Source organism: Woeseia oceani (assembly GCF_001677435.1).
In the GTDB taxonomy this organism is placed as follows: Bacteria; Pseudomonadota; Gammaproteobacteria; order Steroidobacterales; family Woeseiaceae; genus Woeseia; species Woeseia oceani.
Genome location: NZ_CP016268.1, coordinates 1,518,035 through 1,543,613 on the forward strand (window position 1 = coordinate 1,518,035; position 25,579 = coordinate 1,543,613).

Below are 25,579 nucleotides of genomic sequence, written 5' to 3' on the forward strand. Positions count from 1 at the left end.
AAAACCTGAACCAGGTCCGTGGCACGGTTAGGTTCGATGCAGTAAAGTCGGCTCACTTTGGAGCTTGCAGGGAACCGAGACAACACATGTCCTTGATTCAACCCGTAATTCTTTCCGGTGGCGCCGGCACACGGCTGTGGCCCGCGTCACGCGCCATGTACCCCAAACAGCTCCTGTCGTTGACCGGTGAGCACACCATGTTGCAGCAAACGGCATTGCGCCTGGGTGCCAGTGCAGGGATTGCGGATGAAACGCTCGTGGTTTGCAATGAGGCACACCGTTTTCTGGTTGCCGAGCAGTTACTAAGGATAGGTGCGAAATCCCGTGTGGTACTGGAGCCGGAGGGCCGTAATACGGCGCCTGCGGTTGCGCTTGCGGCGCTGGTCGCGCTGGCCGGGAAGTCTGCCTCCGACACGCCGTTGTTGCTGGTCATGCCTGCTGACCATGTTATTCGTGATGTCGAACGTTTTCGTGCGGCAGTGGCCCAGGGGCGGATAGCGGCAGCGGCAGGGCAGCTCGTTACCTTCGGTATCGTGCCGACCTCTGCACACACCGGCTACGGTTACATCGAGGCAGATGTCGACGGTGCCGAGACAGCCGTCATCCAATCGTTCGTTGAAAAGCCGGATGAAGTCACTGCCGAACGCTTGCTTGCCGGTGGCCGGCACTACTGGAACAGCGGCATCTTCCTGTTTCGCGCGGACACGTACCTCGATGAGCTCCAATCGTTTGCGCCGGACATTGTCAGCGCCTGCCGCGAGAGCATTGAAAAGGCGGTTCACGACGCCGAATTCCTCCGACCTGATGCTGCTGCCTTCAAAGCGTCCCCCGCGGATTCCATCGATTACGCCGTGATGGAAAAAACTACGTGCGCGGCGATGGTGCCTTTGGATGCCGGCTGGAGCGACGTCGGTTCCTGGGCCGCGTTGCACGAAGTGAGTGAGCAGGATGGAAACGGCAACGCCTTGTTTGGCGACGTGGTTGCGCACGCTTGCCGTTCGAGCTACATCAGCAGCCAAAGCCGTTTGGTGACTGCGGTCGGCATCGACAACGTCGTTATCGTCGAAGACAAGGACTCCGTTCTGGTCGTGCATCGCGACCGTAGCCAGGACGTGAAAGCGCTGGTGGACGAGTTGAAACGCAACGAACGTGCAGAAGTGAATCTGCACCGCCAGGTGTTCCGACCATGGGGCAGTTACGACAGCATCGACAGCGACGATGGCTTTCAGGCTAAGCGACTGATCGTCAATCCTGGTGCCGTCTTGTCGTTACAGAAACATGCGCACCGCGCTGAACATTGGGTGGTTGTTCGTGGCATGGCTACGATCACGCGCGACGACGAAGTATTCGAAATGGGTGTCAACGAACACATCGAAATTCCGATCGGTGCTGTTCATCGCATCGCGAACAACGGCACCGAGCCCGTGCACATCATCGAAGTGCAATGCGGTGATTACCTCGGCGAGGATGACATAGTCCGGCTCGAGGACAATTACGGCCGCCAGGGCACCAATACCTGAGGGAACGGCACAGCCCCGGGCGGCCCGCCAACTCGCGACAACTTGCCAGGGCTGTGATGCAGGAATTGGCGCAGTCGATCCTGCGGCCGATATGTCCCATAATCGGCGTTCAGAACACTCACCTTGCGGACCACCAATGCCCATCTCGATTGAATGCTTCAAAGCCTATGACATCCGCGGTCAGATTCCTGGCCAGTTGAATACCGACATTGCCTATCGTATCGGTAACGCTACCGGCGCATTTCTAGGCGGCAGTGGCAATGTGGTTCTCGGCCGCGATATGCGCCTGTCCAGCGAGGAAATTGCCGATGCTGTGGCTCGCGGCCTGATGGACGCGGGCATGACGGTGCTGGATATAGGTCTCTGCGGCACTGAAATGGTTTATTTCGCGACCGGTCAGCTGGGCGCGGATGGCGGCATCATGGTCACTGCCAGCCACAATCCGGCTGACTACAATGGCATGAAGCTGGTGCGGGAACAGGCCCGACCTATCAGCGCCGATACCGGCCTTGCAGATATCCGCCGCCTGGCCGAACAGGACGAACGCGCTTTGGCCGCCTCCAAAGGGGAACGGCGGACTGTCGACGTGTTCGACGAATACATTCGTCACATGCTGAGCTATGTTGATGTCGAGGCGCTCAAGCCGCTGAAACTGGTGGTCAATGCCGGTAACGGCTGCGCCGGTATTGCGGTCGATGGCCTCGAGCCGCTCCTGCCATTTGAGTTGATCAAAATTCACCACGAACCGGACGGCACGTTTCCGAACGGCGTGCCCAACCCTCTGTTGCCGGAAAACCGCGAGTCGACGATCCAGGCCATCCACGCGCACGGCGCCGACATAGGCATCGCCTGGGATGGTGACTTTGATCGCTGTTTCCTGTTCGACGAGCAGGGCGGATTCATAGAGGGCTACTACATTGTCGGCTTGCTCGCCGAGAGTATTCTGGCCAAACACCCAGGCGGCAAGGTTGTCCACGATCCCCGCCTGACCTGGAATACGCTCGACATGGTTGAGCAGGCCGGTGGTACGGCGGTGCAAAGCAAGTCCGGGCACTCGTTCATCAAGGAAACCATGCGCGCAGTGGACGGCGTATACGGTGGCGAAATGAGTGCTCATCACTACTTTCGCGAGTTTTCCTACGCTGACAGCGGCATGATCCCATGGCTGCTGGTCGCTGAGCTCGTCTCGCAGAGCGGCAAACCGTTGTCGGCACTCGTCGGCGAGCGTATTGCACGCTACCCGGCGAGTGGTGAGATCAATCGAAAGGTTGCGGACGCCCCGGCGGTATTGGCCATGCTGCTCGCGGCCTACGGTTCCGAGGCCCAGGATGTCGATGATCTTGACGGTTACAGTTTTGAGTTTGCAGACTGGCGGTTCAACATCCGTATGTCCAATACCGAACCGGTAATTCGGCTCAATGTTGAGAGCCGCGGCGACATTGAGCTCATGCAGAAAAAGACTGCGGAAATCCTGGAGAAGATCGAACGGTTTGGCTGATTCGCCCGGCCGCAGGGGCAAGCGCAAACATGTCGGCCGGTTTTACAAACGGGCTGCGGTCTGGCCAGAATGCCAGTCAAGAATTCTTGTTAAGTAATTGAATATAAAATAAAAAAAGGAATCTGGCATTATCTTTGCTTTCTATACAGCTAAATACACACGCTTTAGCAACGGAGCGAGATAGAGACATGAAATCCCCGATTCGTACCATCCTTGGTTCAATTGCCGCAACGCTGGTGCTTGCAAGCGCCGCCAACGCTGACCCGATTCTGGTCGATCCCGTCACGGAAGGCTCGTCTGCCGAAGTCACCATCAATTCGAGCGATTGCGTTTTTCGTTGTACGGCCAGCACCGTTGTTTCCGGCGATCTGACCGGGATGTCTAACTCGTTAGACATCGGCGATGAATGGACCTTCGATTTCTTCGACATCATTGTCGGCGGTCTCGGCCTTGTGTCTGACGCGACGGTCAGTGCAACACTGGCATTCAATTCGCCGGAGTTCAGTGCTTCTGCAAATGGCAGCGGCAGCTACTTCACGTTTTTCGGCCTTGTTAGCGGTGGTTCGCTGACCTGGGATCAGCCGGAACACCTGGCGCTGGAAGACGGTTCCGTGCTGGTCATTACGTTTGAGGACGTATATACCGGTGGCTTGGGAGGCCGCACCACCATTTCGGCTACCGTAGGTCATTACGCAGCCTCTGTACCGGAACCAAGCACACTGGCATTGCTGGGGCTGGGTCTGCTGGGTGTGGGCGTGGCACGTCGACGTAAACAGACCGTCTGAGCCAGACCGCGCGACAGCGCCGGACAGACAGAACCAGAAAAGGGGCCTTCCGGCCCCTTTTTTGTGCGTGTAATCTGGGCATTCCCTCGACAATCGTCATGCACGCGCCCCCGTTGCTTGATTGCCGGAATGGCCAATGCAAAAAGCGCGTGGTTGCGCGCCGGCGATCAGCAGTGCAGGCATGCCAAGCCCGGGTGCTCGCACTGAATCGATACCGGGTTGTCTGCCTGGCGCCGCTGTTGCCGAGCTGACAAGCAGCGTTCCGGCGATAGCTGTAGCCCGTCCCGTTGCACCAAAGCGGCGCAAACTATCTTGGTCAGTGAGAGGAATATCACAACGTTGTAATTTCACAACCATTACAATACGCCCCGTTGCCGCTTCAGGCTGGTGACACGGGGTGGATTTCGGGGTGACTGCAAGTCGCCCGGAATTTTCGGCAATATGCGTCGGCTTGGGCGCAATTCTAACCAATAATAAAATGCAAATTCGCATATTAAACAGTGTCATACGTGCACCTTTGCTCCTGCTTGCCTGCGTGGAGTTCTTGCTGTTGTGCGCGTCAGTGTATGCCGGCTCCTACATCGTCTACGGCGACCTGGCGCTTGCCGCCACCGTCGGCGGCTCGATATTGCCCAAAGCAATCATCATGTCACTCGTGATTCTGATCAGCCTGATTTCCATGGGCTTGTATCAGTTCAATCAGCGCATGAGTTTTCGCGAAACGCTGTTGCGGGTAATCGCAGGTGTTGGCGCCGGTGAATTGGTCATGTGGGCGATTTTTTACGTCGTGCCAATGATCACGCTGTCCCGGCTGGTGGTGCTCTGGTCGACAGTGTGCGCCCTCGTCGGGCTCGGTATCGTGCGTTGGTATTTTCGTCGCAACGTCGATGAGAACATCTTTCGCCGCAAAGTGCTCGTGTACGGCGCGGGTGTGCGCGCGGCCAGTATCGGTGATATGCGTCGGCGTGCCGATCGTCGTGGCTTTCGTATCGTCGGTCAGATTCGTGCGTCGGGCGACAAGCCGTCCGAAAGCGGTGCGGCGTTGTCGACCAATGGAAAGACAATCTGCCAGATTGCCGAAGAACTGGATGCAGACGAGATTGTCGTCGCCATGGATGATCGGCGCGGCAATCTGCCGATTCGCGAACTGCTGGATTGTCGCCTGAAAGGCTTTGAAGTTATTGATTTACTTGAGTTTCTTGAGCGAGAAACCGGGAAGATCCGGGTTGACCTAGTTAACCCCGGCTGGCTGATTTTTTCCTCAGGATTTCGGGTGTCACCGTTGCGCCTGTTCAATAAACGAATGCTGGACCTCGTTGTCAGCATCGCGCTGTTCCTGGTTAGCTGGCCGATAATGCTGTTGGTGGCAATCGCCATCAAGCTTGAGGATGGGCTGTCGGCACCGATACTGTATCGGCAATGCCGGCTCGGCGAAGGTGCGGTCCCGTTTAACGTCTTGAAGTTTCGCAGCATGCGCGAGGATGCGGAAACCGACGGCAAAGCCGTCTGGGCAACGGAAGAAGACACCCGTATCACGAAAGTCGGGAACGTCTTACGCAAGTACCGGCTGGACGAGTTGCCACAGATCATCAACGTCCTGCGTGGCGAAATGAGCCTGGTCGGCCCTCGTCCGGAACGGCCGGAATTCGTAACGCAGCTGCAAGAGAAAATCCCGTACTATTCCGAGCGCCATGCGGTCAAACCCGGGTTAACCGGCTGGGCGCAATTGCGTTACTCGTACGGTTCAACGGAAGAAGAGACGGTCGAGAAGTTGCAGTACGATCTTTACTACATCAAGGATCAGAGCTTTCTGCTCGATCTGGTCATCATTCTGCAGACCGTCGAAGTTGTACTCTGGGGCAAAGGCGCACGCTAGGAACGCGGGCTACGGTTCCAGGCGCAGGTCCTGCACACGAAAAACCCGGCCGGCGTCTTGCTGGCGACCAAACAGAATGATTCCTTCCACCTGGGCAAGCGCCATTTCCCGGTCACGCGGTGCGGTCTTGACGTCGTCCAGGTTAATGCGCAGGACGTGTGTGCCGGGTGTGAGGCGGAACTGCCTGTTGAAACGGTCACTGTAATTTTGTTCGCCCGCTTGATGAGATTGATCGTGAACGCGGACATTCAGGTCGAACGGGGTGGTACCGTCGACAGCGACTTGTAGCACCAGTGTTGAATAGTCCCGCCAGTCAGGCCACAGGTTGTGAAAGGTTATGCCGGGCCATGCGCCGTCCAGCAGCTGAACTTGTATGGCGGTTCCTTCTTGTAATGGCACCCGGCTGATCGAAGCAAACTGGCGGCGTATGAATACGTCCGAGAGTGTTGAGTCGAAGTGTACCAATTGCGGCAACTGTCGGTATCGTTCCAGATACGCCAGCGAGGTTCTGGCGAGAGGCCACAATGCCCAGCTCAGCACGCCCAATGCCAGCACCAGTATCGCGGTTATCTGCGTGCGCGTGAAGGCAGGCGATGCGCTTACGACAACCGCAATGCCGATAAATGCGGCAGCACCAAACCAATCCGACATTAAGTCATGCCATGATGCATCGCGAGCGATCGGAATCTGTGCCGCTTCGCTAAGCGCACCCAACACCATGCATATCAGCAGCGCTTTGCCGGCACGGGAAAGCGGACTGAGTTGCTTCGACAAACTGGCGAATATGCAGAGTGCTATTACGCCAAATGCCAGCACGTGGCCGGTGTCGAATGCGACTTGCATCCACAATCCGTTGGTCGGTGGCGCATAGAGTTGTATCGTCAGCAGCAAGGCAGCGGCGATCAATATCAACGCGAGTCTTGATTTAGGCACAGATTGCTTCACGTGGCGGGTGTTCGGTCCGGGTCCATTGGTGTGAACTGAGTTGTTCCTGAAAAGACGGCAAGCGTTACAATTCTAAACGAGAGCGTATCAAGGCTACAGTTCAATGATTGCATTCGGTGCGATAAGTTACGGTTTGGTTGGCGCAATGTACCTCGTGCTGGCCATCCTGTTGTTTACCAACTGGCGTGGGCACCGTGCCGGAGCCTATCTGGCGATAGCCAGTTTGGTGAGTACACTGTGGGCCAGCTCACTCGCGTTGCAGTTTGCGAGTGACTCCGTAGCGCCCATGTTGTTGTTCCTGGCTGAGGTTGCACGTGGTGCGGCATGGCTGGCATTTCTTGCTTACCTGGCAGGGCAGGCCGGTATCAGTCCTGGTACCCGACGAACGGCGCACTTCGTCTGGCTCGCCGTTCTTTGCGCGGGTTTGTATGTCTGGATTGAATCCATTGCCCTGAGTCGCGCCGGCAATATCAGCTTCGTACTCAATTATGGTGGGCTCGCCATCAGCCTTGTTGGTCTGATATTGCTCGAGCAGCTTTTTCGCAATGCGACACCGGCATCGCGCAACTACCTCAAGATGCTGGTGCTCGGCGTAGGCGGCATATTCGCCTATGACATGTTTCTGTATTCGCAAGGCGTGTTGTTTGCGGTAAACGACACGGCGACCTGGATCGCCCGGGGTGCGGTAAACCTGCTTTTTGTCCCATTGATAGCCATGGCAGTAAGGCGCAGTCGCGAGTGGGGTCTGCAGATTTTCGTTTCGCGACAAGTTGTGTTTTATACGACGACGCTCACGACCGTTGGTCTGTACCTGCTGTTGATGAGTTTCGGTGGCTATCTGCTGCTGGAGTTTGGCGGGACCTGGGGCAGTGTGGCCCGTATCATGTTCTTTGCTGGTGCCGCGCTCGTCCTGTTCGTCCTGCTGTTCTCGAGCACGATGCGTGCCCGCCTGAAAGTCATACTCAACAAGCATTTCTATCGGAACAAGTACGATTACCGTGAAGAGTGGATGCGTCTCGTATCGACCCTCGCAAATTTCGAAGACAGTTCAACGCGGCAGATCGTCGTCAAAGCTATGGCTCAAATCGTCGACAGCCCTGCCGGGGTGTTGTGGATGCTGGACGATGATGAGCGGGTTTATCGGCGAGCGGCCAGTCTTGACTACGATGGGCCGGTATCGGATATCGCTGTTGATGACCCGTTGATCCAGTTTATAAAGAAGGACGGTTGGTTGATCGACTTCGGTGAGTTTCGCCGCATTCCCGAAATGTATTCCGGACTCGAATTGCCAGAGTGGTTGGCGCCGCACAGCCGTGCGTGGCTGATTGTGCCGCTTGTGTCGCGTCAGCAATTGCTGGGCATGATCATGTTGTGCGAGCCGCAAGTTGTGCCGACATTGAACTACGAAGATCGCGACTTGTTAAAGACCGTGGGTAGTCATATCGGCGTACACCTGGCGCAGGAAAAGTCGGACAGCTTGCTCGTGCAGGCAGTGCAGTTTGCGGCCTACAATCGCCTTACGGCGTTTCTGATGCACGACCTGAATAACCTGATCGCGCAGCAGTCGCTGATTGTTGAGAATGCGAAACGGTATCGGGACAACCCGGACTTTGTTAACGATGCCTTCGAAACGATTGCCAGCGGCGTAACTCGCATGCGCAAGGTTATCGATCATCTTAATCAGCGTTCGGCGGATAACCCAAAAGAGAAAATCGAACTCGGCAAATTGATCATGCAGGTTACCTCGCACTGTGAGGACCGCCAGCCCGTTCCGGTTGCCCGGGTCGGCGATCGTCCGGTGTGGATTTCCGGTGACAGAGATAGGGTGTTCATGGCTCTGACACATGCCATAAGGAACGCTCAGGACGCGACGCCGGACGATGGCGAAATTACGGCTACGCTGGAATCCACCGACGGAAAGGCCGTCATCACCATCACTGACACTGGCTGCGGAATGGATGAACAGTTCATTCGCGAGCGCCTCTTCAAGCCGTTCGACAGCACCAAAGGCACGCGCGGCATGGGCATCGGGGCGTACCAGATTCGCGAAACCATTCGTGCCCTGGGGGGCGACGTGGCCGTCAGGTCAGCCCCGAATGAGGGTTCCAGCTTCGTTTTCTCGCTGGTACGTTCAAACTAGGTCGAATTGTCCGCACACGATTAGTTCTTGCGACACGTTTCAGCCGGGCATCGCGGAGTCTGATGCGGTGCCTCGAATGGGTGTCACCAAAGTGCAGATTTGTGACGCGCAGGCTATCTCGACTGTGACGTGCCTCACACTATTGGCTAAGGCTATGTCGCTGTTTCTATGGAAAAAGTCTATACTTTGCGGCACCCGTCGCGGTAGCGCAGACAGCAACAATTTGTACACGCATGGACTGCCGCGAGCGATGGCAGGGCAATGATTGCGTGCGGCAGTTTTTCACAAACCGGCAGCCTCCATACATGACAATTCGTACCGCCCGCAAGACTGTACTTTTCCTGCTGACTTTTGCCTTGCTGGCTGCCTGTCAGCCCTCGCCGGAAGAGCGCATGCAGCAGGCCCAGCAGTATTTCGATACTGCCAATTACCGCGCAGCAACCATCGAGTTGCGCAATGTGCTGCAAGCCGAACCTGAAAATGCAGAAGCCAGATTGCTGATGGCGCGCAGTTCGTGGCAACTGGGTGACGCTCCGACGGCCGAAACGCACTATGCACGGGCACTGGGAGCGGGCGCCAGCGGTGTGAATGTCTGGGTCGGCTACGGGCGCGCAATGCTGGCTCAAGGCAAGGCGACCGAAGCATTTGAAACGGTCGTACCTAACTTGCCCGAGGACACGGCCGATGAAGACATGCAGGCATTTCTGGGCGATTTGTATTTTTCGTTGGGCAATGTGGACTCCGCAGAGGAGCGCTACCTGCAAGCTTTGGCTGTCAATCAGTCGTCGCCTCGCGGGCTTGTCGGCACAGGCATGGTTGCGGCAGTACGTGGCGAGTTGGACATGGCCGCCGAGTCGTTCCGCCGCGCCACGGATCTCAATGCTGACACGGCGCTGGTCTGGCTGGCACGAGGCAACTTTGAACGCGCGCAGAATCAGCTGGACGCGGCAATCGTCTCCTACGAAAACGCCCTGTCGGCCGAGGACAAAGATTCGACCCCGCCGGACAAAATTGCCGCCCGCGGCAATCTGATTTCGGCGCTCATTGATGCGTCTCGTTACGATGACGCCAGCGAACTGCTGGAAAAAACGCGCAGCGAATTCCCGCAGCTCCCGCAGCTTGAATACCAAAGCGGGCGTCTGGCATTCGCCCGCAACGACTACGATAAAGCGCGCGAAATTCTGCAGCAGTATTCCGGCAAATTCCCTGAGGATCCACGCGCACATGCAATGCTGGGCATCATCAGTTTTTCGCGCGGTAATCTTCGGCAAGCCGAGTTTCACCTGATGCAAGCCGTACGCGGCGATGCAGGCAATGCCAACATGCGCCGCTTGCTGGCGGAGACCCAGTTGCGCCTCAATGAACCGGATGCGGCATTGCAGCTGCTTGAATCCACTGAGGGCAGTGATTCTTTGTCACTGGCGATGCTCGGCCGTGCACAAATGGCGGCGGGCGATGCCGACGAGGCTATTCGATATTTCGAACGTAGCGTTGAAATGGACCCGCAAAACTCACTTGTCGGGCTGGCGCTGGCAACAACGTATATCACGGCCGGCAGGAACGAAAGCGCTGTTGAGTTGCTGCAATCCATGCCGGAATCGGCCGACAGCGAACTACGCCGGCAAACGCTGCTGATCACCGCATTACTGCGGGATGGCAGGGTGAATGAAGCCGTCAGTGAAGGCGAACGCCTGTTGCGCGAGAACCCGGATTCCGCCGATGTGCGTGTTGCGGTCGGTGCATTGCGTTATTCATTGCAAGATCAGGACGGTGCACGCCAGCATTTCGAAGATGCGCTACAAATCGAGCCAACAAATATTGCGGCATTGTTCAGCCTCAGCCGACTGAATCAGGCGGCAGGTGACTTGCCCGGCGCGCAAAAATACCTGGTCGATTTGCTCACTGCATACCCGGCCCACGTGCCGGCGCTAATGTCGCTGGCGGCAGTGCTTGAAGCTCAGGACCAGTTGGCCGAAATGCCCGCCTACCTGCGTCGCGCGATAGAGGCTGCACCACATTCGGTGGCACCGCTTACCATTCTGGCCCGTACGGAGCTGGCGCTGGGGCGACCGGACGCGGCCCTTGCCGTGGTCGATGGTGCGAACCAGGAATTTGCCGATGCGCCCGAGTTCAGCCATGTCCGGGGGCTGGTGCACCTTGCCCGCAATGAGCCGGAACAGGCTTTGCTGCAGCTGAATCAGGCGGTGTCAGCTGACCCCCGTAACGCGGCATTTCGATTTGATCTGGCGCTCGCCCAACTGGCGGGTGAGCAGTTTACCTCGGCATTCGATACCGGCCGGGCGTTCATCGCTATGCGGCCTGCCGATCTGCGGGGGCTGTCGCTGGTCGTGAACGCCGCCATTCGTGCCGGCGTTCCGGAGCGGGCGCGAGCCAGCGTCAATGCCTTTGCTGAGGCGAACCCGAATCAGCGGGGCGTTGAGGGCTTGCGCGGTGACCTGGAACTGGCGGCTGGCAATACCGATAAAGCCATCGGGCATTTTGAGCGTGCTGCCGCGGCCGGCTGGTCGCGGTCGTTGGCACTGCGACTGTCCAATGCCTACCGCGTTGCGGGCAGCGAAAAGACGGCCGAGCCGCTGGCGCGCTGGCTGAACGAGCACCCGGACGATGCCGAGATACGCCTGGCGTATGCCCAGACCCTGACCGCCGCCGGTGAAGGGGCTGCTGCACGGGCGCAATACGAAAACCTGATGGAACGCGGGGAATTGAACGCCATTGGTCTTAACAATCTGGCCTGGCAGTACTCGGAAGAGGGCGACCCGCGTGCGGTTGAGTTGGCCGAAAAGGCGCATGCAATGGCGCCTGATAATCCGCAGATTGCTGACACGTTGGGCTGGATACTCGCCCGCGAAGGTGAGACTGCGCGTGCCGTTGAATTGTTGCGGGATGCCGCACGCAAGATGCCGGGCAATGCGGAGATCGCCTACCACCTCGCGAGCGTTTTGGTCGATGCTGGCGAAACGGACGAGGCCAGACAGATTCTCGAGCGTTTGCTTGCTTCGACAGCCGAGTTTTCCAGCCGGTCCGCGGCCGAACAACTGGCCGCACGCCTGTAATGGCCCGCAGTTCGGAGAACGAGCAGTGAGTTCGGCGATGGCGGCAAGCGAGCAGCGCACCGACACGGCGTACGGGAGCGCCTCGTGGCCAACGCCGTGGGCGGTGTTGCTGGCAGTCTTCGCGGTCAGTGTGTTGGCCCTGTGGCCGACCTGGTTGTCACTGCATGGCTTCTGGCTCGAATCGTCCCGCTATTCGCACGGCTACCTTATCGTCGCCATCATTGCTTACATGGTGTATCGCCTGCGCCCGCAGTTTGCCGGGGCACAGGCGTCACCCAGTTTGCTCGGTCTGGCGGCGCTCGCAGTACTCTTGTCGGTGTGGAGTATTGCCAATCTCGGCAGCATCCAGGCGATACATCAGATTCTCCTTCCCGCCATCTTGTGGCTTGCCTGTTTGTCGGTGCTGGGCTGGCGATTGGCCGGCATACTGGTCATGCCGATCGGCTATCTATACCTGGCTGTACCGATCTGGGAAAGCGGCAATTTCGTTCTGCAGTTTCTTACTGTGCACGCGGTCGAGTTTGCGCTCGCCGTCGTCGGGATTCCTGCCTTCATCAGTGGCAATTTTGTCAGCTTGCCAGCAGGAACGTTTGAGATTGCCAGTGGCTGCAGCGGGCTGCACTACCTGATCATCAGCTTTGCCATTGCGACGCTGTACGCGTGGCTCTACGTAAAGCGCGTTCGTACGTCGATTCTGCTGGTTGGTCTCGTCGTCTTTATTGCCTTGCTGACAAACTGGGTCAGGGTGTTTCTGGTGATCGTGGCGGGTCATGTCACCGACATGCAGCACTATTTGGTAACAGAAGATCACTACACTTTCGGCTGGATATTGTACGGCATTGCCATGCTGCCGCTGCTGTGGGTATCCCGCCGGATGGACTGGCAGACGCCTGACGATTCTGACACGGAGTTCACGACCGCGCCGCCAAGACGTACCAGTGCAGCGGCTTTGGGTATGTTCGCTTGTGTGGTCGGACTTCTGTTGGCGTCTTCGGCGGTCATCTATGCGAAAATGCCATCCCTTGACGATGTGGCGGCAGAGTTACGGTTGCCCGGCGACCGGAACGGCTGGGTTAGAGACGATGCCGCGGCGGACTGGCAGCCGCTGTACACCGGTAACAGCGGGGAAGTGCTGGCCAGCTATATTCGGGGTGAACAGCTGGTCAGTGTCTATGCCAATGTCTATTTGGCACAGAGTCAGGGTAGGGAATTGATTGGCTACGAGAACCGTATGGAAGGTCAGGAGGGGAGCTGGCGTTCTGTCGAGTCTGGGGTTCTGGAACTGGGGTTCGGCGAGGATGGCAGCAGGCCGTTTCGGAAGTTACGTCTCGTAGCGCGGAATGGCGCACAGCGCGTGATGTATTTTCGCTATAACGTAGGTGGTCGTTTTTTTACCAGTGACCTGCAAGCGAAATTGTACTACGGCCTGGCCGTATTTGCGGGACGGCCGGAAGCAGGCATCGAGATTGTGTCGACAGATTGCCTGGACGATTGCTCCGATGCGCAGGACGTAGTGCAGGAATGGTTGAATTCTTACGCTACAGGCCACCAGCTGGTGGTCGGCAGTAACAACGAATAACGTGCTCGGAACGAGCTCGGGCGGAGATTAGAGATGCGAAAAGCTATGCGGAACATCACAGTGCGAATGCCATTGGCGACGCTGTTACTGGCGGTGTTCATGATCAGCGGTTGTGCGAGCAGTGGCGGCGGCGTACCGCCGGTTTGTCCGCAGCCTGACGCTCGGTTACAGGATTACGTTATCGGCGCGGGCGATACGCTGGAAATCTTCGTTTGGCGGAACCAGGAATTGTCCGGCACCGTGCCGGTGCGGCCGGATGGCAAGATCTCAATCTCGCTGGTTGAGGACATGGTTGCCGTTGGTAAGACGCCAACTGAACTCGCACGCGACATGGAAGAGGTCCTGTCGGAATACCTGCGCATACCGAAGGTGAATATTCTGGTTGCGGCGGAAGGATCGTCCAATCAAATTCAGGTCATTGGCAGCGTCGTAACGCCGCAGTCCATTGCCTATCGTGACGGCATTAAGGTTCTGGACGTCGTCGTGGCCGTTGGCGGTCTGGACGAGTTTGCGGCGGGCAACCGCTCGCACATTGTCCGGCAAATTGACGACAGGTCCACCGAGTGCAGGGTTCGACTTGATAACCTGCTGAAAGACGGTGATATGAGTCAGAATATCAACATGTACCCGGGCGATGTACTGATCGTGCCGGAATCGAGATTCTAGAGTAACTATGAACGATCTGATCATATTCCTCCGCCGGGAAATAGTCGGCGCATGGCGTTACCGCTGGTGGGCCATGGGCGTCGCCTGGGGCATTTGCGTAATCGGCTGGCTCTTTGTCTATTCGCTACAGGATGTCTATGAAGCGAATGCGAAGTTCTTCGTCGAGACGCGCTCACGTCTGGATCGGGTCATCGGTGAGGTGACGACGCCGGACCAGGTAGGCGACCAGGTCAATCTGGTAAAACAGGCGATGCTCGGCAGGCCCGTACTGGAAAAAGTGGCGCGGGAAACGGACCTGGACTTGCGCGCGAGTACCCCCATGGGCAAGAACGAGCTCATTAGTTCGCTGCAACAAAAGATTGTTATTACCGGTTCACCGGGGATGGAGCGTGCGCCGCGACCGACAGACGGCATTTACACGATTGCTTTCCGCGACAAAGATCGTGCGATGAGTCTGGCCGTCGTCGAGGCACTACTCAACGAATTCATGGTCGACGTGGTGCGTGGTCGTCAGGACAGTTCCAAAGAAACGATTGAGTTCCTGCGTGAGGAAATAACCAAGTACTCCGAACAGCTTAAGGCCCGTGAAAGGGCGCTTGCAGACTTCAAACAGCAGAACGTAGGTTTGCTGCCTAGCGACAGCGGTGGCTACTTCAATCGCCTGCAAGACGAGCTTACAAACCTGAGCGGTCTGGAGGTCCAGCTGGAAAATGCATTGAGCCGCAAGGCGACGCTGGAAGCGCAATTACGCGGAGAAAACCCGTTTGTCGATGAACCAGCGACCGCGACCAGCAGTTCAGCCGCCGCCGCACGAGTGGCTGGCAGCGGGCCGCGTACTGAGTTTGATACGCGGATTGCCGAACTGGAGGCGCAGCTCAGTGAGCTGCTGCTGAGATTCACGGACCGGCACCCGGACGTCATTTCCGTTCAGGAACAAATCGATCAGTTGCGTGACAGACGTGCAGCCCGGATTGAGGAAATTCAACAGAACGGCGGTGCGACTTCCAGTGCGCTGGCGAACAACCCTGTGCACCAGCAACTGCAAATTGCATTGAACGAAATTAACGTGGAAGTGGCGGGTCTGCGCAGCCAATTGTCGCGAGACCGTGCACGAATAGCCGATTTGCGTAACAAAGTGGACATCATTCCGGCCATTGAAGCGCAGCTGACTGAATTAACGCGTGACTATGACCAGGTCAAAAGTACCTACGATGAATTGCGCACATTGCTGGAGCAGGAAGTGATCGCGTCCCGCAAGCAGGAGGCGGCGGTCGTGAACTTCCGGCTTATAGACCCGCCGTACGTGGGCAATGAGCCGGTATCGCCAATACGCAGTCTGTTCCTGTTCGCGGTCCTGGTTTTTGCACTGGGTGCGGGTGGTGGCATCGCGTGGTTGTTGCACATGCTCAACCCGGTGTTCCACGATGTATCCAACCTGCGTGACATCACCGGTTTGCCAGTACTGGGGGCGGTCAGTATGACCTGGCTCGATCGGCATCACGCACACCGCAAGGTAGAGTTGTCCTCGTTTGCGGTGGCAGGGGGTATGTTGGTAGTGACTTTCGTTTTGGCTTTACTGGCGCAAGAGCCGGGCGGCCTGTTTATTCGTCAACTGGTTGGCTGAGGCGCACAATGAGTAAGATTGTAGATGCATTACGCAAGATCCAGGACGAACGTGGTGGTCGGCCACCGGAAGCGACAGAACGCCCGCACAAGATCGGCCGCATCGAAGCGACCAGTGTTGATACACCGGTGTTGCTGGTGGATGAAGCCGCGCAATCGGCGTCGGCTTCCCTGCCTGCGAGGATAGTCCAGATTGACCGCGCTGCGATGCGCGACGCCGGTCTGATTCCGCCAGCCGAAGACACACGCAAGTTCGACGAGGAATACCGGGTCATCAAGCGGCCGATCATCAAGAACGCCTTTGGCGCCAATGCCAAAGATATCAAGCAGGGTCACGTGGTGCTGGTTAGCAGCGCGTTGTCCGGCGACGGCAAGACCTTCACCTGCCTTAACCTTGCGCTCAGTCTGGCACAGGAGAAGGACACTGCCGTAATACTGATTGATGCGGACATACCGAAACCGCATATTTCGACATTGTTGGATGCTCAGGATGAACCCGGCTTGCTGGACTATCTGGACGACACCTCGGTCAAACTCGAGGAACTGGAGTTGGCAACCAGCGCCGACGGATTGACCTTCTTGCCGGCCGGCAAATTCCGCCACAACGCAACAGAATTGCTGTCCAGCAAACGAATGCAGAAGTTGATTGATTACCTGTCACGGCGAAACCCGCGGCAGATAGTCCTTATTGATTCCTCGCCATTGTTGCAGACCACTGAATCCCGTGCGCTTACGGCTATTGCCGGTCAGATGGTTGTCGTTGTTCGGGCAGGGGTTACGCCGCGCGAAGCCGTCATGGATGCGCTGGCCACGCTGGATACCAGCAAACCGACCAACCTGATCTTGAATCAGGTTCGGTTTGGCAAGAATCGTGGCTACTATGGCGGTTACTATGGCAGCGACAGCTCGACCTACACGGATGATGGCATGCCATCATCAAGTTCATCATCGGCTAGCCAGGCCAACAACCGCTAGTACTCCGAACCGGATTTCACCATGAACAAGAAAATGACAGTGATTGCGCGAATTGGACTGCTGTTGATCAGTACCAGTTTCGGCGCCGCCGTGGCCGCGGATTTCGGCCTTGAGCTGGAAGCCGGCATCGGGCATTCAGACAACATCGGGCGTCTGCCGGATAATGGCATTGATCCGCAGATGGACGAAATTGTCTACAACGCCGGGCTGAATATTACCTATACCGATGAAAGTGCGCGCGCGCAGGTCGATATACGCGGCTCTCTCAACTACCTTGGCTATGACGGCAATTCGTTTGGCAGTGAAGTGTTGCCTGCGCTCGACGCCGGGGCCATTTTTCAACTGATCGACCGCAATCTTCAATGGTTGTTTCAAGGCAATGTCGGCCAGCAGTCGATCGATCCGTTTTCTCCGGTAACGCCGGGGAATCGCCAGAACGTAAGTTATTTTACAACCGGACCCATACTGCAAATTCCCTTGAGCGCGCGGTTCGCCGCGACGGTGTCGGCTACGTACTCCGATGTAAACTACGAAGAGCAGCCGTTTGACAATGGCCGCTACGGTGCACAGGTAGGCCTGGTCCGGCAGATCAGCCAGAACCGCTCAGTGTCGTTTAATGTGCGCGGCGAGCGAACCGAGTTTGATCAGGAAATCCTGAATCCGCCTATCGAACGGTATGACGCATTCGCCCGTTTTGAAACGGAAGGCGCGCGCAATGAACTGGCTGTTGATCTGGGCTGGTCGCGCGCGGACAGGGATGGTGTTGAAACCAAAGAGCCGTTGGCCGTTGTCGAATGGCGCCGCCGTGTTTCCGAGATCAGCACGTTTTCACTCGAGGCGGGTACACGGGTATCGGATGCGGCTCAGAATTTCCGTGGCAACCAGGCAAACAGCCCGCAACTTGGGCAAGTGCAGAATCAGACCAATATCAGTGCGCCGTTCCGCGAAAATTTCACCACCGCAAGTTTCGTGTACGACCGTCCACGAACCGATGTCTATGTGGCGATCGACTGGAGCGATGACCAGTACGAAGATGGCGGTCAGTTTGATCGCACCTCAACCGGCGCGAACTTCAACGTGACGCGCCGACTCGGGAGCCGCTGGGATGGCAGTGTCTTCGGACGCATTTCCCGCCGCGATTACAGCAATCTGGATCGTGATGACGAAGATCAGTCTTACGGCATCAGCTTCGGCTGGCGGGAGCTGGAAACGCTGGACATCGATTTACGCTTCGAACGCAGTACGCGCGACAGCAGCGATCCGGGCAGTGACGTTACCGAGAATCGCGTGCAACTTCTGTTCCGCTATCGTCCGCGACTAGGACGCTAGTTTGGCTTGACGACATATTGTTTGTCGTATCACCCAGCGGCTGTGTGCTGTCTGGCCGCAACAAAAGCAGTACCCCGGAAAACCGATGACCAGAACAACCGCCCAGCCGTTGAATGCGTTCAGCGTAGATGTTGAGGATTACTTCCATGCTTCGGCGCTCGCCGACGGCGTGCGCCGTATCGGCCGCGACAATCTGGAATTCCGGGTGTGCGAAAATACGGAACGTATTCTGGGTGTGCTCGACGATGCCGGTGTCAAGGGCACCTTTTTCGTGCTGGGCTGGGTCGTCGAGCGTTTCGCACCCTTAATTCGGCAAATTCGCGATGCCGGCCATGAAGTGGCTTGCCACGGATACTCACACGCGTTGATCTACAATCAGTCGCAAGCGGAGTTTCGCGAAGAAACCGTCAAGGCCAAAGGTCTGCTGGAGGACGCGACCGGCGCTGCGGTTGTTGGCTACCGCGCAGCCAGCTTCTCGATTCGCAAAGACACCTTGTGGGCCCTGGAGGTGTTGCAAGAGGCGGGTTTTGAATACGACTCGAGCATATTCCCGGTACACCATGACCGCTACGGCATTGCGGATGCGGTCCTGGAGCCGCACCGGCGCGAGTTGCCGAACGGTGGCAGTATCGTTGAAGTGCCGATGACGGTATTGCCCTTTGGCGGCGTCCGCATTCCGGTCTCGGGAGGCGGCTATTTCCGTCTCTACCCCTATGCCTTCACCCGTGCTGCGGCACGGCGGGTCAACGCGGCTGGCCGGCCCTGGGTGTTTTATATCCATCCGTGGGAAGTGGACCCCGAACAGCCCAGGCTGGACGTCAAAGGGTTCTCGAAGTTCAGGCATTACAACAACCTCGAGAAGACTGAACCGAGGCTGCGCCGTATGCTCGATGATTTTTCGTTCGGCTCCATGACCGAACTGGTGCAGGCCAGCGGATTGCAATCAGAGCAAATTCAATGTGATAGCGATCACGCTGCCTGATTCGTTATTCGGTGATAATAACTACTTTGTGATCGCGGAAAGCTGAATTCCTATGTGTGGTATTGCTGGCATAGCGCCTCTGAGTGGGCGCGCGGTTCCCGAGCGTGCACCGCTGGAACGTATGGTATCCGCGATTCGCCACCGCGGGCCGGACGGTCGCGGCTATTACTTGTCGCCAGGTATCGGTCTTGGCCATGCCCGCCTCAGCATCATCGACGTTGACGGCGGCAAGCAGCCGATCCACAACGAAGACCAGACCGTCTGGGTCAGCTACAACGGCGAAATATTCAATTACAAAGAACTGCGGGCGGATCTGTTGCACCGTGGCCATCGTTTCTACACGGAAACCGATACCGAGGTCATCGTTCACCTGTATGAGGAGTACGGTGACAATTTTGTCGATCATCTGAACGGTCAGTTCGCGATCTCCCTGTGGGACGAATCCAAGCGACGCTTGATTCTGGTGCGCGACAGAGTCGGCATTTTGCCGCTGTTCTATACCGTCAAAGACGGGCAGCTGCTTTTCTGTTCCGAAGTCAAAGGCATGCTGAAGAGCGGCCTGTTGGATGCGCGGCTCAGTCCGGCAGCACTCGATGAGGTATTTACGTTCTGGTGCCCGGTCGCGCCACGAACGCTGTTCGAAGGTGTCCATCAGTTGCGGCCCGGCGAAATGCTGGTGCTGCAAAATGGCGAGGTACATCAGCGTCAGTACTGGAACTGGAGTTACCCAGCGGACGGTGAGTTCCATAAGGCCAGCGAGGCCGATCTGACGGCGGAGTTACGCTCCTTGCTCGACGATGCAACCCGTATCCGGCTGCGCGCCGATGTGCCGGTTGGTGCATACCTGTCGGGTGGGCTGGATTCCTCGTCACTGGTTGCCATGATCAAACAGCAGAACGTGACGGACCTGCGCACCTTTTCGATCGGCTTCGAGAGCAAGCAACTCGACGAGAGTGCGCATCAGAATGAGATGTCCGCTTTCCTGCAGACCGATCACAGCAGTGTGACCTGTCGGCAGGGGGATATAGCGGAACGCTTCGTTCAGTCCTTGTGGCATGCGGAAGTACCCGTTTTGAGAACCGCGCCCGTGCCAATGGGCATGTTGTCCGGCCTGGTTCGCGAGAATGATTTCAAAGTGGTACTGACCGGCGAAGGTGCTGACGAGGTACTCGGTGGTTACGATATTTTCAAGGAAGCCAAGGTTCGGGAGTTCTGGGCCCGAAATCCCGACTCATCCTGGCGACCAGCCCTGTTGAAGCGCTTGTACCCGTACCTTGATTTCGGCAATACGCAGAACGAGTCGTATCTGAAAGCGTTCTTTGGTGGCAGCTTTGACCAGATTGATACGCTGGCGTTTTCGCACATACCGCGCTGGAACATGACATCGCAGATCAAGATGTTCTACTCGAACGACTTCCGGGACAGCGTTGTTGAGGATGTACGTGAGACTTTTGCAGCGACCCCGGCACCGTGGCGCGAATGGCAGCGGTTCAACCGCTGGGAGTTTGTCGAGGCCAGCACCATACTTCCGGGCTACATTCTGTCATCTCAAGGTGACCGGATGCTGATGTCGAACTCCGTTGAGGGCCGTTTCCCGTTCCTCGATCACCGGGTGATTGAGTTTGCGGAAAAGCTGCCGCCGAAGCTCAAGATGCGCGCGATGCGGGAAAAATACCTGTTAAAGCAAGCCATGCGCGACGATTTGCCTGAGTCGATTGTACGGCGCAGCAAGCAGCCTTACCGGGCTCCCAATGTTGAGGCCTTTGTCGCGGAAGCCGCCAGTTCCGGCATGCTCGATTTTCTGCACAGCGATGCCGTCAGCCGGGCAGGCTATTTTGATTCACGCAAGGTCGATCGACTGCTTAACAAAGCGCGCCGGTCGAGCGGTCTTGGTGAGCGCGACAACATGGCTTTTGTAGGCATCTTGTCAACGCAGGTCTGGCATCACCTGTTCGTCGACGGTGCCGGATCACAATTTTCGGAAAATACCCCTAAGTGCGATGCACTAAATTTGAACCCACAGGAAGGCAATCAGCATGGCTTCAGAGCTGCAAAAGAAAGTTAAGGACTTCATTCTCGAGAACTACTTGTTCACCGACGATCAATCGGCCATTGGCGAGGACGATTCGTTGCTGGAACGCGGTATCGTCGATTCCACTGGCATGCTTGAGATCATCATGTTCATCGAAGAAGAGCTGGGCGTAAAAGTCGAAGATGAAGAGATGGTTCCGGAAAATCTCGACTCAGTAAACAGAATTGCCGCATTCGTAGCGCGTAAGCAGTAACGACGGAATCCGCATGCCGCAAAGCATCGCACAATCGTTTCTTCGGTCTGTCGAACGCCAGCTCTCGTCTGACGCTGTCATAGCTCCGCGCGGAACCTGGAGTTACGAGGCGCTGGCCGGATTGGCAGGCGCAGTTGCGAATTATCTGGCGGCGCTGAATCTTGAACGTGGCGACAGAGTTGGCCTGTTGTTGCAAAACAGTGCGGAATACGTAGGCGTGTTCTATGGCACACAGGTGTCGGGTCGAGTGACCGTTCCGCTCAATTTTCAGGAACCAGCCACCGTCATTGCCCACCTTCTTGAGCATTGCGAAGCCCGTGTCCTGTTTGTGCAACGAACTTACCGTGACCTCAAAGCATTGCAGGCCATATTGCAGGAGCGAGGGGTTGAAGTCGTGGTCATACAGCGCGGCGACGTTGAGGCCAATGATCGCAGCACCTGGGCGGATATCCGGCGGGCAGCGACGACGGATTGTCAGCAATACTTTGTTGATACACGCAGCGGTGATCTCGCATCGATCATGTACACCTCCGGCACCACCGGAAACCCGAAAGGGGTGATGTTGAGTCAACGCAACCTGTTTGCGAACACGGCCTCCATTCTGGATTATCTCGACCTTAGCTGGATCGATCGTGGCTTTAACATTCTGCCGTTTCACTATTCGTTCGGAAATTCCGTTCTGCACACCCACATGACAGCAGGTGCCTGTCTTGTGTTGCAGGATAATGTCGCGTTTCCACGGGTCGTGCTCGCGGCATTACAAGAGCATCGTGCAAGCGGTTTCTACGGCGTTCCAACAACATTCAGTTTGTTGTTCGGTGCAGGTAGCCTCGCGGAATACGACTTCTCCTCGTTGCGGTACGTGGCACAAGCAGGCGGTCCGATGTCCGTCGAGCAGACTCGCTACTTGCAGGAGGTATTGCCAGGGGTCGATATATTTGTGATGTACGGTCAGACCGAGGCAACGGCCAGGCTGACCTGTTTGCCGCCCGGATTTCTGGAGTCAAAAATTGGTTCGGTGGGTACTCCGATTGCTGGCGTCAAGCTGCGGCTCGGTCCCGACGACTCCAATCGTGGCTCGGCAGACGCACCGCTCGACGTTTATGTGAGCGGCGACAACATCATGTTGGGGTATTGGAAAGACCCGATCGGAACGGCGGCAGTTCTTCGGGACGGCTGGTTGCGGACCGGCGATCTCGGTTACATGGATGAGGATGGTTTTCTCTATCTGACGGGTCGCTCTTCGGAGATGATCAAAACAGGTGCGAACCGCGTCAGCCCACAGGAGATCGAGGAAGTCATTGCCGGATTTGAGGAAGTAGAGGCCGTTGCCGCGTATCCGGTTCCGGATGTAACGCTGGGCCAGGCGATTGCGGTTGCCATCGTTTGTAAACCAGGCGTGGACTTGCCTGCAAAATTGGTACAGCGCCGCTGCAGAGCAGCGTTGTCGCCGTACAAAGTACCGAAACATCTAAGATTTGTTGATGCGCTGCCGCGCACGAGTTCAGGAAAAATAAAGCGGCTCGCTCTTGCCAGGGAATTTGAGGAGAACAAGCAGTGAATGACAAGAAACCTACGTTAACGACCGAGTCCCTGAGCATGGACATGGACGCCGAGATCGAGAAGATCACGGCAAGACTTCGCGAAATTCTCGCGAAGACACTGCGCAAGCGCGGTCTCATCATCGCGATGTCTGGCGGCATCGACAGTTCAGTCTCGGCCGCACTGTGCGTGCGTGCACTCGGCAAGAAGAAGGTTTATGGCCTGCTGTTGCCTGAGCAGGATTCGGCCGATTCCAGTACATCACGCGGCGATATCCTCGCGAAACACCTCGGCATTGACTACGAGTTGTTCAATATTGCGCCGACATTGGCCGCAATCGGTTGCTACCAGCAACGCGACGAAGCCATCAGAAGCGTCTTTCCCGATTACGGTGATGGCTGGGCCAACAAAATTGTCATATCGGGTGGCCTGGAAGGCCGGGTCAATCACTTCATGCTGGTAGTGCGTTCACCGGATGGGCAAATGCACGAGAAGCGTTTGCCGCTCACCGAATACCTCAAAATTGTCGCAGCGACCAATTACAAACAACGTATTCGCAAGACCGTTGAGTACTTCCATGCTGATCGCCTGAATTATGCCGTCGTTGGGACGCCGAATCGCCTTGAGTACGATCAGGGCTTTTTCGTCAAGAATGGCGACGGCTCGGCGGATGTGAAACCCATTGCGCATCTCTACAAAACGCAAGTCTATGCGTTGGCAAGGCACATGGGATTACCCGAGGAAATTTGTTCTGCGACCCCGACAACCGATACTTACAGTCTGGATCAGGGCCAGGATGAATTCTATTTTGCCTTGCCGTATCAGCAGATGGACCTGGCATTGTACGCGTTGAACAATGGATACAGTGCCGCAGAACTCGGACAGGCGCTGGGTATCGATGAGCAACATGCCGCTCATGTTTACAAAGACATTGAGAACAAGCGCTCAACGACGAGCTACCTGCACGCGGCAGGGGTTCTCGTCGAGAATGTTCCGGAGATCGTCAAATAGCAGGGCAGGCTTTCGGCAAGTGATAGTTCGTATCGCACGCTCACTGCAACGTCGGTGGCGCCATCGGCGCTACCGACGGCAGGCGGTGGAGGAAAGTCGGCGCAATCTCGCGGCGGCGTCAGGCCGTAATGTGCTGGTGATGTGTTACGGCAATATTTACCGCAGTCCGTACATTGGTGAAAAGCTGCGGTCACGGCTGCTTGAATCGGAATGGAAGGTGCGCTCGGCTGGTTTTCACGACCGGGTCGGCCGGCCTTGCAGTAGCAACCACATTGCGATGGCCGCGGAATTCGGCGTCGATCTTACCCAGCATCGCTCAGCTCGTATTGATCAGTCGCTTGCTGACTGGGCAGATCTCATCGTGATCATGGACGGTTTTAATCGCGATGCTTTGCGAGCCTACGCTGCCACTGACAACAAGGTGATCTGGGCCGGAGCGTTTAACGAGGACGAGCAAGCGGACATCGATGATCCTTACGGGCGCTCTCCCGCGCGCATCCGGCAAATTGTTGAACAACTGGACCGATCGGCCGAAACGCTGGCCGCAGCCTTGCTGGGGCGTTAGCGACGAAACCAGTTAAGTGATTCGTGCAGCCAGGGCTTGATGTCACCAAGTCTCAAGATCTCGAGTTTTTGACCGGGTACCCAGGGACAGAGAACTGTCAATATCGAGATCAGGCGGTTCGGGTGTCCCGCGGGCAGCTGCAGTTCCTCGCGGGACTTCAGCAAAAACATCAACAGCAAATCCACGTCGCCCCACAGCCATCTTGAACGTACGCCGTAGCGGTATTGCTCGATTGGAGCGACCGTTTCGCCACTGGCGATGCGCACCAGTATGGCCGGGAAGTCCACCCCCGCGTCGATTGCCAGCTGCAGCGACCCCCAAAAGCGCCCATTGATCTCCATCAGTTTGGGCGTATTGTCACGTTCGTCCAGTTTGAACTCGACCATCGCAACGCCATGCCAGTTCAATGCACCAAGCAACTTCAAACTGTATTCATGTGCCTGCGGATTCAATGGGACGCTTTCACGAAGTACGCTGACACCGCCGGACGGTGGTTTCTCGCGCAGCCGCCGATGTGCAAAACTGGCAACTGGCCGACCATTGTCGAAACAGTAGAACAAGCCGATGCCGGGGCCGCTGACCCGTTCCTGCAGTAGAACCGGATAGGCTGCGGCAGGTATGCCATCCAACTTCCGTTTCAATGACCTGGCTGAGTCCGCATAGTCAACGCCGGTGTAGAGCCAGCCTTCGGCGGTTCTGACCCGTGAGCGGGCGGGTTTCAGCACAACCGGGTAAGGGATTTGCAAGCTGTCGATATCGAGCTGGCCGGGTTCCGCAACGGTGAGCGATACCGGTGTTGCAACGCCAAGCTCGGCGGCCAGCGTGGTTATCGCTTGTTTGTCGGCAGCCCGGTCCAGCGAGTCGGCGGCCGGCAATGGCAAGTGGCAAAGTGCCTCGAAACGCTGGCGTTGTTCCGCGACGGGCAGGACACAAACATCAGTGACCGGCAGCAACACATCAATCTTCAACTGTTCGACGAGCGATACCAGTGAATCGACAAACTCGGCGCGCGACAGCGCCGGGTCGGGGTAGGTGTGATGTTCGTGGCAGTAACGCGAACACGCTGCAATTGACTTCGGTGCCTTGCTGGTGACGATTACTTCGTGCCCGGCCTGGCCGAGCGAGCGGGTAATAGCGAGGGTTGAGCGACTATTCCCGTCAGTAACAAGTATTCTCATAGCGGA

20 protein-coding genes are annotated in these 25,579 nt (G+C 57.0%); 17 read left to right on the plus strand and 3 right to left on the minus strand.

Going from position 1 to position 25,579, the window contains the following annotated elements:
- Positions 1 to 86: 86 nt before the first annotated feature.
- From BA177_RS06705 to BA177_RS06715, 3 genes are all read left to right on the plus strand, one after another.
- Positions 87 to 1,520: a mannose-1-phosphate guanylyltransferase/mannose-6-phosphate isomerase gene (locus BA177_RS06705; RefSeq protein WP_068614513.1), complete on the plus strand. Its 1,434-nt coding sequence runs from the start codon at positions 87 to 89 to the stop codon at positions 1,518 to 1,520.
- Positions 1,521 to 1,656: 136 nt separating this feature from the next.
- The gene (locus BA177_RS06710) at positions 1,657 to 3,018 is read left to right on the plus strand and encodes a phosphohexomutase domain-containing protein (protein ID WP_068614515.1); all 1,362 of its coding nucleotides are present in this window, start codon (positions 1,657 to 1,659) and stop codon (positions 3,016 to 3,018) included.
- A gap of 188 nt (positions 3,019 to 3,206) precedes the next feature.
- The gene (locus BA177_RS06715; protein ID WP_068614518.1) at positions 3,207 to 3,803 is read left to right on the plus strand and encodes a PEP-CTERM sorting domain-containing protein; all 597 of its coding nucleotides are present in this window, start codon (positions 3,207 to 3,209) and stop codon (positions 3,801 to 3,803) included.
- A 96-nt stretch (positions 3,804 to 3,899) separates the two neighbouring features.
- Here the strand turns inward: BA177_RS06715 and BA177_RS18565 are convergent, their stop codons facing one another.
- Positions 3,900 to 4,310 carry a hypothetical protein gene (locus BA177_RS18565; RefSeq protein WP_156762725.1) on the minus strand — a complete coding sequence of 137 codons (411 nt, stop codon included), beginning with the start codon at positions 4,308 to 4,310 and terminating at the stop codon, positions 3,900 to 3,902.
- Here BA177_RS18565 and BA177_RS06725 point away from each other — a divergent pair.
- The gene (locus BA177_RS06725; RefSeq protein ID WP_068619008.1) at positions 4,282 to 5,679 is read left to right on the plus strand and encodes a TIGR03013 family XrtA/PEP-CTERM system glycosyltransferase; all 1,398 of its coding nucleotides are present in this window, start codon (positions 4,282 to 4,284) and stop codon (positions 5,677 to 5,679) included. The genes BA177_RS18565 and BA177_RS06725 overlap by 29 nt on opposite strands.
- Before the next feature lie 9 nt (positions 5,680 to 5,688).
- On the opposite strand, the gene BA177_RS06730 is transcribed toward BA177_RS06725, so the two are convergent.
- Positions 5,689 to 6,612 carry a VanZ family protein gene (locus tag BA177_RS06730; RefSeq protein ID WP_156762726.1) on the minus strand — a complete coding sequence of 308 codons (924 nt, stop codon included), beginning with the start codon at positions 6,610 to 6,612 and terminating at the stop codon, positions 5,689 to 5,691.
- 115 nt (positions 6,613 to 6,727) lie between these two features.
- On the opposite strand from BA177_RS06730, the gene prsK reads away from it, so the two are divergent.
- From prsK to BA177_RS06795, 13 genes are all read left to right on the plus strand, one after another.
- Complete coding sequence (gene prsK / locus BA177_RS06735; protein WP_068614526.1) at positions 6,728 to 8,764, plus strand: XrtA/PEP-CTERM system histidine kinase PrsK; 2,037 nt, start codon at positions 6,728 to 6,730, stop codon at positions 8,762 to 8,764.
- Between the two features lie 305 nt (positions 8,765 to 9,069).
- Complete coding sequence (prsT, locus tag BA177_RS06740) at positions 9,070 to 11,838, plus strand: XrtA/PEP-CTERM system TPR-repeat protein PrsT (RefSeq protein WP_068614529.1); 2,769 nt, start codon at positions 9,070 to 9,072, stop codon at positions 11,836 to 11,838.
- 25 nt (positions 11,839 to 11,863) lie between these two features.
- A complete protein-coding gene (gene xrtA, locus BA177_RS06745; protein ID WP_197493370.1) occupies positions 11,864 to 13,417 on the plus strand; it encodes an exosortase A in 1,554 nt (517 codons plus the stop codon).
- A 33-nt stretch (positions 13,418 to 13,450) separates the two neighbouring features.
- The gene (locus tag BA177_RS06750) at positions 13,451 to 14,083 is read left to right on the plus strand and encodes an XrtA/PEP-CTERM system exopolysaccharide export protein (RefSeq protein ID WP_082989930.1); all 633 of its coding nucleotides are present in this window, start codon (positions 13,451 to 13,453) and stop codon (positions 14,081 to 14,083) included.
- Between the two features lie 7 nt (positions 14,084 to 14,090).
- Positions 14,091 to 15,707 carry an XrtA system polysaccharide chain length determinant gene (locus tag BA177_RS06755; protein WP_068614543.1) on the plus strand — a complete coding sequence of 539 codons (1,617 nt, stop codon included), beginning with the start codon at positions 14,091 to 14,093 and terminating at the stop codon, positions 15,705 to 15,707.
- A gap of 8 nt (positions 15,708 to 15,715) precedes the next feature.
- Positions 15,716 to 16,681: an AAA family ATPase gene (locus tag BA177_RS06760; RefSeq protein WP_068614545.1), complete on the plus strand. Its 966-nt coding sequence runs from the start codon at positions 15,716 to 15,718 to the stop codon at positions 16,679 to 16,681.
- 21 nt (positions 16,682 to 16,702) lie between these two features.
- On the plus strand, positions 16,703 to 18,010 hold the full coding sequence (locus BA177_RS06765; RefSeq protein WP_068614548.1) for a porin family protein: 1,308 nt from the start codon (positions 16,703 to 16,705) through the stop codon (positions 18,008 to 18,010).
- Between the two features lie 85 nt (positions 18,011 to 18,095).
- Entirely contained in the window at positions 18,096 to 18,992 is an 897-nt protein-coding gene (locus BA177_RS06770) for an XrtA system polysaccharide deacetylase (RefSeq protein WP_068614552.1), read from the plus strand.
- Between the two features lie 52 nt (positions 18,993 to 19,044).
- On the plus strand, positions 19,045 to 21,057 hold the full coding sequence (gene asnB, locus BA177_RS06775) for an asparagine synthase (glutamine-hydrolyzing) (protein WP_068614554.1): 2,013 nt from the start codon (positions 19,045 to 19,047) through the stop codon (positions 21,055 to 21,057).
- The gene (locus BA177_RS06780; protein WP_068614557.1) at positions 21,029 to 21,277 is read left to right on the plus strand and encodes an acyl carrier protein; all 249 of its coding nucleotides are present in this window, start codon (positions 21,029 to 21,031) and stop codon (positions 21,275 to 21,277) included. The genes asnB and BA177_RS06780 overlap by 29 nt, the downstream gene beginning before the upstream one ends.
- 13 nt (positions 21,278 to 21,290) lie before the next feature.
- Entirely contained in the window at positions 21,291 to 22,838 is a 1,548-nt protein-coding gene (locus tag BA177_RS06785) for a class I adenylate-forming enzyme family protein (protein ID WP_068614560.1), read from the plus strand.
- On the plus strand, positions 22,835 to 23,830 hold the full coding sequence (gene nadE / locus BA177_RS06790) for an NAD(+) synthase (protein ID WP_231892496.1): 996 nt from the start codon (positions 22,835 to 22,837) through the stop codon (positions 23,828 to 23,830). Before BA177_RS06785 ends, nadE begins: the two co-directional genes overlap by 4 nt.
- Before the next feature lie 19 nt (positions 23,831 to 23,849).
- The gene (locus tag BA177_RS06795; RefSeq protein WP_068614563.1) at positions 23,850 to 24,395 is read left to right on the plus strand and encodes an arsenate reductase/protein-tyrosine-phosphatase family protein; all 546 of its coding nucleotides are present in this window, start codon (positions 23,850 to 23,852) and stop codon (positions 24,393 to 24,395) included.
- Here the strand turns inward: BA177_RS06795 and BA177_RS06800 are convergent.
- Positions 24,392 to 25,573: a carboxylate--amine ligase gene (locus BA177_RS06800; protein WP_068614566.1), complete on the minus strand. Its 1,182-nt coding sequence runs from the start codon at positions 25,571 to 25,573 to the stop codon at positions 24,392 to 24,394. The two genes, BA177_RS06795 and BA177_RS06800, sit on opposite strands and share 4 nt — an antisense overlap.
- Positions 25,574 to 25,579 lie beyond the last annotated feature (6 nt).